Annotated in this window: 10 protein-coding genes and 1 pseudogene; 9 read left to right on the top strand and 2 right to left on the bottom strand. The window is 31.3% G+C overall.

What is annotated here, in order from left to right:
• Nucleotides 1–179: 179 nt before the first annotated feature.
• Nucleotides 180–865: pseudogene (gene aqpZ / locus QZ260_RS09605) on the bottom strand (aquaporin Z).
• A 154-nt stretch (nucleotides 866–1,019) separates the two neighbouring features.
• On the opposite strand from aqpZ, the gene QZ260_RS09600 reads away from it, so the two are divergent.
• The 7 genes from QZ260_RS09600 to QZ260_RS09570 are packed head-to-tail and all read left to right on the top strand — an operon-like array spanning nucleotide 1,020 to nucleotide 8,297.
• Nucleotides 1,020–1,223, top strand: a complete 204-nt coding sequence (locus QZ260_RS09600; RefSeq protein WP_295985518.1) for a membrane or secreted protein — start codon at nucleotides 1,020–1,022, stop codon at nucleotides 1,221–1,223.
• Nucleotides 1,224–1,229: 6 nt separating this feature from the next.
• Nucleotides 1,230–2,342, top strand: coding sequence for a glycosyltransferase (locus tag QZ260_RS09595; RefSeq protein WP_295985515.1), 1,113 nt, complete (start codon nucleotides 1,230–1,232; stop codon nucleotides 2,340–2,342).
• Nucleotides 2,333–2,878, top strand: coding sequence for a sigma-70 family RNA polymerase sigma factor (locus tag QZ260_RS09590; protein WP_295985513.1), 546 nt, complete (start codon nucleotides 2,333–2,335; stop codon nucleotides 2,876–2,878). Before QZ260_RS09595 ends, QZ260_RS09590 begins: the two co-directional genes overlap by 10 nt.
• Entirely contained in the window at nucleotides 2,879–4,093 is a 1,215-nt protein-coding gene (locus tag QZ260_RS09585; RefSeq protein ID WP_295985511.1) for a divalent metal cation transporter, read from the top strand.
• A gap of 49 nt (nucleotides 4,094–4,142) precedes the next feature.
• Nucleotides 4,143–5,021: a lipoyl synthase gene (gene lipA / locus QZ260_RS09580; RefSeq protein ID WP_295985508.1), complete on the top strand. Its 879-nt coding sequence runs from the start codon at nucleotides 4,143–4,145 to the stop codon at nucleotides 5,019–5,021.
• A gap of 2 nt (nucleotides 5,022–5,023) precedes the next feature.
• Nucleotides 5,024–6,040 (top strand): type I glyceraldehyde-3-phosphate dehydrogenase, encoded by a 1,017-nt coding sequence (gene gap / locus QZ260_RS09575; RefSeq protein WP_295985505.1) that lies wholly within the window; start codon nucleotides 5,024–5,026, stop codon nucleotides 6,038–6,040.
• Nucleotides 6,041–6,068: 28 nt separating this feature from the next.
• Complete coding sequence (locus QZ260_RS09570; RefSeq protein WP_295985503.1) at nucleotides 6,069–8,297, top strand: ATP-binding protein; 2,229 nt, start codon at nucleotides 6,069–6,071, stop codon at nucleotides 8,295–8,297.
• Nucleotide 8,298: 1 nt separating this feature from the next.
• Here QZ260_RS09570 and lpxK read toward each other — a convergent pair whose 3' ends face one another.
• On the bottom strand, nucleotides 8,299–9,300 hold the full coding sequence (lpxK, locus tag QZ260_RS09565) for a tetraacyldisaccharide 4'-kinase (RefSeq protein WP_365969490.1): 1,002 nt from the start codon (nucleotides 9,298–9,300) through the stop codon (nucleotides 8,299–8,301).
• A 44-nt stretch (nucleotides 9,301–9,344) separates the two neighbouring features.
• On the opposite strand from lpxK, the gene QZ260_RS09560 reads away from it, so the two are divergent.
• Entirely contained in the window at nucleotides 9,345–10,439 is a 1,095-nt protein-coding gene (locus tag QZ260_RS09560) for a Nif3-like dinuclear metal center hexameric protein (RefSeq protein ID WP_295985501.1), read from the top strand.
• 3 nt (nucleotides 10,440–10,442) lie between these two features.
• Entirely contained in the window at nucleotides 10,443–11,222 is a 780-nt protein-coding gene (locus QZ260_RS09555) for a C4-type zinc ribbon domain-containing protein (RefSeq protein ID WP_295985499.1), read from the top strand.
• Nucleotides 11,223–11,315: the final 93 nt, after the last annotated feature.

Below are 11,315 nucleotides of genomic sequence, written 5' to 3'. Positions count from 1 at the left end.
TCCTTACATGGAAGATGCACTTGCATTAAGTATTACTATTGAACCTAAAGGCGGAAATGTTATTGCATCAATGCAAAATTCTGTAGCACAAATTAGTTTACAATAAGATTTTATCAATAAAACAAAAAGCCTCATTTTATTCAGTAAATTGAGGCTTTTCTAATTATATTAAACAGTAACTATTCTTTATCAAATAAGGTTTTGTGGATAAATCCAGCAACTATAGCACCAGCAATTGGAGCAACCCAAAACAACCATAATTGTCCCGTAAATTCACCTCCAGCGAATAATGCTTGACTAGTTGAACGCGCAGGGTTAACAGACGTATTTGTTATTGGAATACTTATTAGGTGTATTAAAGTTAAACCTAAACCAATAGCAATAGGTGCAAAACCTTTAGGTGCTCTTGAATTCGTGCTACCTAATATTATTAACAAGAAAAACATAGTTAACAAAAACTCTGCAATTAAAGCGGCAGTCATAGAATATCCATCTGGTGACAAATCTCCATATCCATTTGCAGCAAAACCGCTAATAGTAACAAAATCAGATTTATTCGTTAAAATCAAATATAAAGCTCCTGCAGCCGCCACAGCTCCTACTAATTGAGCGATAATATAACCTACTAAATTTTTAGCTTCAAACTTTCCACCGGCCCATAAACCTAATGAAACAGCTGGGTTAAAATGACCTCCAGAAATATGACCAACAGCGTAAGCCATAGTTAAAACCGTTAGACCAAAGGCTAATGCCACGCCTACAAGCCAATTCCTAAATCTGGATAACCGGCTGCAAAAACAGCACTACCACAACCCCCAAAAACAAGCCAAAAGGTTCCAAAAAACTCTGCGAATAATTTTTTCATAATTAAATAATTTTAATTGATTAGAATAATAAACATATAGATAATTAACTTTTTAGACCCTAAAAAGTTAAATAGTCACATAAGTTTACGTAGTGTTTCTTCTAAATTTTAGTAACTAAAATCATATCTTTGCATAAATAATTACAAACTCTAGATGAAACTTTTTTTAATAACCATAGTGCTTTTAGGATTAGGTATAGCAGGGATTGCTATTAAAATTTGGGCAAAAAAAGACGGTAAATTTGCAGGAACTTGTGCAAGTCAAAACCCCATGATTAATAAAGATGGTGAAACTTGTGGTTTTTGTGGAAAAACTCCAGATCAATTTAGTGATTGTAACGAACCAAAACATTCATAACACTATATGGGTTTTCTTGATTTTTTATTCTACGGATTTATAGCTGTAGTTATTATTCAAGTTTTATTTTATGTTTTTTTGTTCGGGAAATTTGCTTTTTCAAGGCAGAAAAAGGTGGCTTCAAAAAATATTGCTATTTCTGTTATTATTTGTGCTAAAAACGAAGCCGAAAATTTAAAAAAATTCCTAACTGCAATCATAGAGCAAGAGTATCCGGATTTTGAAATTGTTGTGATTAATGATTCTTCAAAAGATGATACTTTAGATATTATTCATCATTTTTCAAAATTACAGAATAATATAAAGATTGTAGATGTTAAAAGTAATGAAGCTTTTTGGGGAAACAAAAAATATGCACTAACGCTTGGGATAAAAGCCGCAAAAAACGACTTTCTTTTATTTACTGATGCTGATTGCAAACCTGTATCTAAATATTGGATAAAAGAAATGAGCGCCAATTTTAGTAATTCAAAATCTATTGTTTTGGGTTATGGCGCCTATTCAAAAATTAAAAATTCTATTTTAAACAAATTGGTTCGTTTTGAAACTCTGCTAACTGCTGTAAATTATTTTTCATTTGCTAAATCAGGCCTACCATATATGGGAGTTGGACGAAATCTGGCTTATACCAAAAAAGAATTCTTTGATGCCAATGGATTTATTAACCATATAAAAGTACGTTCAGGGGATGATGATTTATTTATAAATCAAATAGCTACTAAAAATAACACGACTATATGTTTTTCAAAAGACAGTTTTACAGAATCTACTCCAAAAACAACATTTAAAGCATGGTTTAAGCAAAAAAGACGTCACATTTCAACAGCGAAACATTATAAGATTAGGCATAAAGTCCTGCTAACACTTTTATACATTTCGAATCTATTGTTTTGGTTATTTGCATTAATACTTTTTGCATCATTATTCAACTGGCAACTGGTTTTAGGCTTATTCATTTTTCGAATTGTTTTACAGTATACAATATTTGGAGTTTCTTCAAAAAAGCTAGGTGAAACAGATTTATTAGTCTTCCTTCCTTTCCTTGAAATTTTTCTAATTATTTTACAATTAACTATCTTTATAAACAATCTTATCTCAAAACCTAACCATTGGAAATAGAGGAAGCGATTTCGCGTGCAAAAAAAAATGACCAAAAAGCATTTAATTATTTATTAGATGTTTTCTGGGATAATGTTTATGGTTTTCAGTTAAAACGTACTCATAATGAAAATGATGCGGAAGATATCACCATTCAAACATTCTCAAAAGCATTTGATAAAATTGAAACCTTTGATGAAAAGTACACGTTCAAAACTTGGCTAATTACTATTTCAAAAAACATTCATATTGATTTATTGCGGAAAGAAAAAAATTCAATTATTCAAGTTATTTCAAAAAATGACCGAGACATGTTTCAGGTTTTAGATGAATCGCCTTCACCCGAAGACAAGCTGATTACTGAGCAACATTTAGCCAAACTACTTCGCGATATTAAAAAACTAAAACCTCATTATCAAGAGGTTATAAACTTACGCTATTTTCAAGAGTTTAGTTATAAAGAAATTTCCAAAGAACTAAAAGAACCAATAAATAACGTTAAAGTAAAATTACTTAGAGCAAAAAAATTATTAGCTGAAATTATTAGAGAAAAGTAAATGATTACTAAACTTAAAAACTTTGGTCCAGGATTATTATTTGCCGGTGCAGCTATAGGAGTTTCACACCTCGTGCAATCTACACGTGCGGGGGCTGATTTTGGTTTAGGTATAATATGGGCATTACTCTTAGTAAACTTATTTAAATATCCATTTTTTCAATTCGGCCCTCGTTATGCTACTGCTACAGGAGAAAGTTTATTGGAAGGTTATTTAAAACTAGGAAAAGGTGTCTTAACGGTTTATTTCATTATAAGTTTAGCGACTATATTCACTATTCAAACAGCCGTAACTATAGTTACGGCAGGTTTAGCATCATCGCTATTTGGAGATTTTATTAGTATTAGATTATGGACAGTTATTATTCTGGCTATATGCTTAAGTCTATTGATTTTTGGGAAGTATAAACTATTAGATAGGTTGATAAAAATAATTATCATCACGCTAACTATTAGCACTTTAGCAGCAGTAAGTATGGCTTTATTTAATAATACTAACACACTATCTTTTAAACAGGTGCTACCTGAAAATAGTTTAGAAATCGCCTTTTTAATTGCATTTATGGGCTGGATGCCGGCACCTTTAGACATTGCAGTATGGCAGTCTCTATGGTCTATTGAAAAAAATAACGAAACCAAATCATACACGACTAAGTCAGCACTATTTGATTTTAACGTGGGCTATATTGGAACCATAATTTTAGGTATTGGATTTGTACTTTTAGGAACTTTAGTCATGTTTAATAGTGGAGAAACCTTCAGTAATAAAGCTGGTGTTTTTTCTGGGCAATTAATTAAAATGTATACCACGAGCCTTGGAGATTGGGCTTACATAATAATTGGTATTGCAGCATTCACTACCATGTTTAGTACCACTTTAACCACATTAGACGCTTCACCTAGAGCCATGGCGAAAACAACACAATTACTTTTTAATAAAGCGACAAAATTCAATTATATATTTTGGATTGCGGTGCTTACTTTAGGTACCATTTGTATCTTTTTCTTGCTAGAGTCAGAAATGGGATTACTAATTAAAATAGCCACAATTTTATCATTTATAACAGCTCCTTTTTATGCTATTATTAATTATAAATTAATTTCGAGCAAACACACTCCTAAAGAATGGCAACCATCGAAATCGCTGCATGTTTTAAGTATATTAGGTATTGCTTTTTTAATAGGATTTAGTATTTGGTACCTCACTACACTTTAAGGTTATTTAAAAGAATACTTCGTATCTTTGCAACCTATATTTTAGATCTATGAATACCGAAACTGCTTCAAATATATTACCAGAACGCGCACCTAAACCAAAATGGCTACGTGTTAAACTTCCAACAGGAAAAAAATACACAGAACTTAGAGGTTTAGTTGACAAATACAATCTAAATACTATTTGTACTTCTGGAAGTTGCCCTAATATGGGAGAATGTTGGGGAGAAGGCACCGCTACATTTATGATTCTTGGTAATGTTTGCACGCGCTCTTGCGGATTTTGTGGTGTAAAAACTGGGCGACCAGAAACGGTAGATTGGGATGAGCCCGAAAAAGTAGGACGATCTATAAAAATCATGCAAATTAAACATGCGGTTTTAACTAGTGTTGATCGAGATGACTTAAAAGATATGGGAAGCATTATGTGGGCAGAAACTGTTAAAGCTGTTAGAAGAATGAATCCTGAAACAACTCTTGAGACCCTTATTCCAGATTTTCAAGGCATTGAAAAACATATAGATAGAATTATTGATGTGGCTCCAGAAGTCGTATCACACAATATTGAAACCGTACGTCGTTTAACTCGTGAAGTTAGAATTCAAGCGCAATATGACAGAAGCATGGGCGTTTTAAAACACCTAAAACAACAAGGACAAAGACGAACGAAATCAGGAATTATGCTTGGCTTAGGAGAAACCAGAAAAGAAGTTATCGAAACACTTCACGATTTAAAAGCTAATGATGTTGATGTCGTTACTATTGGACAATACCTTCAACCAAGTAAAAAACACTTACCAGTGAAACATTTTATAAATCCAGACCAATTTAAAGAATATGAAGAAATTGGTTTAGAATTAGGATTTCGTCATGTAGAAAGTAGTGCATTAGTAAGGTCCTCTTATAAAGCACAAAAACATATAAACTAATCATGATCAATGTTGCTATCAATGGTTTTGGTAGAATAGGCAGACGTGTTTTTAGATTACTTCAAAACCATAAAAACATTCAAGTTGTTGCTATCAATGATTTAGCAGATGCTAAAACTTTGAGTCATTTACTCAAATATGATAGTGTACATGGCATTTTCAATGGAGAAGTATCGCATACCGAAAATCATATTATTGTTAACAAAAGAAGTATTCAGCTCTTAAATCAAAAACATCCAAAAGATATAAACTGGACACCTTTTAACATTGATTTTGTTATTGAATCTACTGGGAAATTCAAATTATCTTCAGAATTACAACATCATATAAATAATGGAGCGAAACAAGTTATATTAAGCGTTCCTGCTCTTGAAGATGATATTAAAACGATAGTTTTAGGCGTTAATGATGATAGTCTTGATGGAACAGAAACTATAATTTCTAATGCGTCGTGTACCACGAATAATGCGGCACCAATGATTAAGATCATTAACGAGCTTTGTGGTATTAATCAAGCATATATTACCACTGTTCACTCCTATACTACCGACCAAAGTTTACATGATCAACCACATCGCGATTTACGAAGGTCTAGAGCAGCAAGTCAATCTATAGTCCCAACAACTACTGGGGCCGCAAAAGCACTTACTAAAATTTTTCCAGAACTTGAAGAAGTGATTGGTGGTTGCGGCATTAGAGTGCCCGTTATAAACGGCTCTTTAACTGATATTACTTTAAATGTAAAAAAAACGGTTTCGATAGAAGAAATTAATAATGCATTTAAAAAAGCTTCTCAGAGCAATTATAAGGGTGTTCTAGAATATACTGATGACCCAATTGTTTCTATAGATATTGTTGGAAACCCGCATTCTTGTATTTTCGATTCACAAATGACATCTGTAATTGGAAATATGGTAAAAATTATAGGTTGGTATGATAACGAAACAGGCTATTCACAAAGAATAATTGACTTATTATGTTATTTGTCGGAAAAAAAGTGTCTTTTATCGATAAAATAATTATATTTGTCAGCAAGAATAAATGACAATGTCCCAAATTAAGAACTTCATATTTATTGTTTTTATACTAATCAGTATCACTGCTTTTGCTCAGAAAGCTATTGATGAAGATCCTGAATTAGTACAAAATAATATAAACTACCGTATTGCTCAATCGCAAACGGAGTTAGAAAACTTCAATTATTATAAAGCTAAAGTAAACCTTGACGAAGCTCTAGAGATTGCTGACAAGGCAGATAACAAAAAAATTCTGGGTATTATCTATGCTAAAAAAGGAAGATTAGAGCTTATTTTTGAAGAGTTAGACAAAGCCATTAAATCTTTAAACAAAGCAATAGAAATTCAACGTATTATAAACGACAATGTTAACCTAGGAAGCTCTTACAAAACCTTTGGAGATATTTATTTAGCTAAAGAAGATTATTATTCAGCTCTAGATTCTTATACCGCAGCTAAATCTAAATTTGAAGAAGAAGATTTAAATGAAGAATTAGCTGAAACATTATTATGTGAAGGTAAAACTTGTTACCAGTTAAAAAATTACAAAAAAGCCAGAGATGTTGTCGAGCAATCTCTAGCTATTGCTAAGAAATATGATTATTTAAAAATACAGAGTGATGCTTTAATAAATCATGCTAAAATTTATGATAAACTAAGAAACAAAGAAAAAGCCTTAGAGGTGGCTCTTAGTGGATTACAAATAGCAAGAACTAATAGTTTTACAAACATTCTTAATGAAGGGTATGAAGTTACAAGTAATTTATACTTTGGTTTAGAGGAACATAAACTTTCTAGAAATTATTTAAATGCTCACTTAAAGCTTTCTGATTCAATACGAGGTTTAACTCGGATTAATTCTTCAAGAAATCAAGACACTCAATTTCGATTAAATGAAGAAATTGAGAAAAACAAAGAGGTTGTTCAAAAATTAGAAAAAGCTGAAGACGATAAAAATTTAGGCACATTAATATCAATTTTAAGTGTGGCTTTAATTACTATTTTATCGCTTTTAACTTTATCGCTTTATAAAAACAATAACATTAGGCTAAAGACTAATAATATGCTTCATAAAAAGAATGGAGAGCTTATTATTGCCAAAGAGAAAGCAGAATTAGCATCGAAAACTAAAGCTAATTTCTTATCAACAGTAACACACGAATTACGGACACCCCTATATGCGGTAACGGGTATAAGCAATATGCTATTAGATGAAAACCCAAAACCAGAGCAAGTTCAACATTTAAAATCGCTTAAGTTTTCAGGAGATTACCTTTTAACTTTTATAAATGATATTCTTCAAATAAATAAAATTGAAGCCAACAAAGTTGATATTGAACCAGAGTCTTTCAACTTAAAAAAGAAAATAAACAATATTGTTTTAGCACTTGCTAATTCAGCTCAAGATAACAACGTCAAAATTCACTTTGAATTTGATAAAGATTTACCACAAAATTTTATTGCTGACCAGTTGAAGATTTCTCAAATTCTTATTAATTTAATTGGTAACTCAATTAAATTTACTAAAGATGGAGATATTTGGATACGTGTTTATAAAATTGAAGAAGAAGGTAAAACATACACTTTACGTTTTGAGGTTGAAGATAATGGTATTGGTATTAGCCAAGAGAAACAAGACCACATGTTTGAAAGTTTCTCTCAAGGATCTATTCAAATTAACCGTAAATATGGCGGCACTGGTTTAGGGCTATCTATTGTAAAAGGATTAATCGATATTTTAAAAGGAAAAATTTACGTAAAAAGTGAATTAGAAAAAGGTACTGCCTTCTATTTTGAAATACCTTTAGAATACACAAACATAAAAGAAGCCGAGGAGAAAAAAGTCACTTATTTCGAGGGTAATGCTAGTGATCTAGATTTATCTCAAGTTAAAATCTTGATTGTTGAAGACAACAAAATCAACCAAATGATTACCAAAAAGATTTTAACTAAAATGAATCTTAAGTGTGATATCGTTGATAATGGCGAAGACGCTGTTGAATTGATAAAAAACAATAATTACAATATTATATTGATGGATATTCACATGCCAGGAATAAGCGGTATTGAAGCCACAAAAATAATAAGATCGTTTGATAAAAAACTGACTATTTTTGCACTTACTGCGGTTACTATTGAAGATAAAATGCATGAGTTTGAAGAGGCTGGTTTTACAGATATTATTCCAAAACCATTCAAGCAAGAGGAGTTTGAGAAAAAACTTTATAATGCATTAGCTGGTAAAAGTCAATCGTCCTAAGCTAGGAGTTTACAAAATCTTTTATTAGTTGATTCATTTTTGAAGCTTCATCAATGATTACTGTAATTGGTAAATAAAAAAGTTTACCCTTTAATGATTCGTATTGTTTCAACCTCATAAAGTCTTTTTCAGTAGTAACGATTAATTCCTTTTTTTCTAAAGTAGATATATCTTCTTCAGTAAAATCATGATGATCTTTAAAATTTAAATGTTCGAAATTTAGGTTTTCACTCCTTAAAAAATCAACCAACGGCTTTGAGTTTGCTATTCCTGTAACTAAAGTAAACGATTCTAATTTATCAATTGCTTTAGTTTCTTCAGCAGAACATAAACTATCTGAATACGCTATGGAACTAAAAAAAACATGTTGATGTTTTTCTGGATGAATTCGTTTTATATACTTACTTTTTTCATTATCACTTAAATCGTTTGGGCACTTCGTTACCATAATAATATTGGCACGAATAGCACCGCCTTTAGGTTCTCTTAAATTACCTGTTGGCAAAACCAAATCATTAAAATATGGATTATTATAGGTCGTCAATAAAATATTAAAACCTGCTTTTACTTTTCTATGCTGATACGCATCATCCAACAGAATAACTTCTGGATTTTCATGTAGTAAACTTTGAATGCCGTCGCACCTATTTGCATCAACGGCTACTAAAATTTCATTTCTAAATTTAGAATAGAACTGAAAAGGCTCATCCCCAATTGTTTCAGCAGTAGCGTTTTTATCTGCCAACTGAAAACCTTTTGTTTTTCTTTTATAACCTCTACTCAATGTGGCTACTTTATAATCAGCTTTTAAAAGATGAATTAAGTATTCAATCATAGGGGTTTTTCCGGTACCACCCGTACTTAAGTTACCAACACAAATCACAGGAAAACCATAAGAAACAGATTTCTTAATACCCAAATCGTATAACTTATTTCGTGACCAAGTAACAAAATAATAAATGGGCATAATTGGAAATAACATGAATCTAAATATTTTCATCATAGCGAAAGTATAATATTTTATCTTTGAAGCAAACAAATATAAGTATGATTGTACAAGACGTCATAAATCATTTAGAAGAACTGGCTCCTTTAGCTTATGCCGAAGATTTTGATAATGTTGGTTTGTTAGTTGGTAATAAGTCTCAGCAAGTCACAGGTGTTTTAGTCACTCTAGATACGCTTGAAGCTGTTGTTGACGAAGCTATTAAAGAAAACTGTAACCTAATTGTAAGCTTCCATCCTATCATTTTCAAAGGGTTGAAAAAACTAACTGGCAAAAATTATGTTGAGCGTGTGGTCATGAAAGCCATTAAACATGATATAGCTATTTTTAGTATCCATACTGCACTTGATAATGCGTTGCAAGGCGTAAACAATATGATTTGCAACCAACTAGAATTAAAAAATAAAACTATTTTAATTCCGCAAAGTGAAACCATAAAAAAGTTAACCACATATGTACCAAAAAATGAAGCAAAGGCATTACGAACAGCATTATTTAAAATTGGTGCAGGTAGCATAGGGAATTATTCAGATTGTAGTTTTAATGTTGAGGGCTATGGCACCTTTAAAGGTAACGAAGATTCCAACCCAACAAAAGGTCAAAAAGGCAAAACACATACTGAAAATGAAACAAAAATTACAGTTACCTACGCCAAACATATAGAATCGCAGGTACTTAAAACACTTTTCAATACGCATTCTTACGAAGAAGTCGCTTATGAAGTGACTACCCTAGAAAATAAAAATCAAAATATTGGCTTGGGCATGATTGGCGAATTTGAAGACGTCATGGATGAATCTAGCTTTTTAAATCACCTAAAAACTAAAATGAATACAGAATGCATAAGACACTCTTCATTTTTAAATAAAAACATAAAAAAAGTTGCTGTTTTAGGAGGTTCAGGTAGTTTTGCAATTCAGGCTGCTAAAGCTTCTGGTGCTGATGCTTTTGTTACTGCCGATTTAAAATATCACGATTTTTTCACTTCGGAAAACAGCATCCTCTTAGCAGATATTGGTCATTATGAAAGTGAGCAATTCACAAAAAACCTTTTAGTAGCATATCTTACAAAAAAAATTACTAATTTTGCAGTCATTTTATCAAAGATAAATACCAATCCTGTTAAGTATTTTTAAAATATGGCTAAAAAGAAAGAAGTAACTGTTGAAGATCGCCTAAGAGCATTATACGATTTACAACTCATCGATTCTCGTATAGATGAAATTAGAAATGTTCGTGGAGAACTTCCTTTAGAAGTTCGTGATTTAGAAGATGAAGTTGCTGGATTAAATATAAGATTAGAAAAACTTGTTTCTAACTTAGAAGTAATTGATAACGATATTACTAGCAAAAAGAATTTGATTGAAGAATCAAAATCTTTAATGAAAAAATATGCTGAGCAACAAAAGAATGTTAGAAATAACAGAGAATTTGATTCTTTAACAAAGGAAGTTGAATTTCAAGAGTTAGAAATTGAATTAGCTGATAAGCATATCAAAGAATTTAAAGTTCAAATTGAGCAGAAAAAAGAAGTGGTTGCTGAAACTAAAGAACGTTTAAAAGAACGTGAAACACATTTAAAACACAAAAAAAGTGAATTAGATGCTATTTTAGCTGAAACTGAAAAAGAGGAACAAGCCTTAATAGGGAAATCTGATGAATATAAAAAGCAAATTGAAGCTCGTTTAGTTGCTGCTTACACAAGAATTAGAACTAACGTAAAAAACGGTTTAGCGGTTGTACCAATTGAAAGAGGTGCTGCTGGTGGTTCTTTCTTTACTATCCCACCACAAGTTCAAGTTGAAATTGCTTCTCGTAAAAAAGTTATTACCGATGAACATAGTGGTAGAATTTTAGTTGATGCTGCTTTAGCAGAGGAACAAAGAACAAAAATAGAAAAAATGTTTTCTAAACTATAGATTATTTTTCATCATAAATTTAAGAGCCTTCATTTTTTTGAAGGCTTTTTTTTTATACTAAATAATCTAAGCATTACACTATTATGGGAATAC

The sequence above is a fragment of the uncultured Algibacter sp. genome, assembly GCF_905480415.1.
GTDB lineage: Bacteria > Bacteroidota > Bacteroidia > Flavobacteriales > Flavobacteriaceae > Algibacter_B.
The sequence above is the reverse complement of the archived record's forward strand: the minus strand, read 5'-3'. Positions and strand labels throughout refer to the sequence as shown.

What these genes read in the sequence shown, in the direction of transcription:
- QZ260_RS09570 (WP_295985503.1), top strand. Translation starts at nt 6,069, where the DNA reads ATGTCCCAAATTAAGAACTTCATATTTATTGTTTTTATACTAATCAGT.
- gap (WP_295985505.1), top strand. Translation starts at nt 5,024, where the DNA reads ATGATCAATGTTGCTATCAATGGTTTTGGTAGAATAGGCAGACGTGTT.
- QZ260_RS09585 (WP_295985511.1), top strand. Translation starts at nt 2,879, where the DNA reads ATGATTACTAAACTTAAAAACTTTGGTCCAGGATTATTATTTGCCGGT.
- QZ260_RS09600 (WP_295985518.1), top strand. Translation starts at nt 1,020, where the DNA reads ATGAAACTTTTTTTAATAACCATAGTGCTTTTAGGATTAGGTATAGCA.
- QZ260_RS09555 (WP_295985499.1), top strand. Translation starts at nt 10,443, where the DNA reads ATGGCTAAAAAGAAAGAAGTAACTGTTGAAGATCGCCTAAGAGCATTA.
- QZ260_RS09595 (WP_295985515.1), top strand. Translation starts at nt 1,230, where the DNA reads ATGGGTTTTCTTGATTTTTTATTCTACGGATTTATAGCTGTAGTTATT.
- lipA (WP_295985508.1), top strand. Translation starts at nt 4,143, where the DNA reads ATGAATACCGAAACTGCTTCAAATATATTACCAGAACGCGCACCTAAA.
- lpxK (WP_365969490.1), bottom strand. Translation starts at nt 9,300, where the DNA reads ATGATGAAAATATTTAGATTCATGTTATTTCCAATTATGCCCATTTAT.
- QZ260_RS09560 (WP_295985501.1), top strand. Translation starts at nt 9,345, where the DNA reads ATGATTGTACAAGACGTCATAAATCATTTAGAAGAACTGGCTCCTTTA.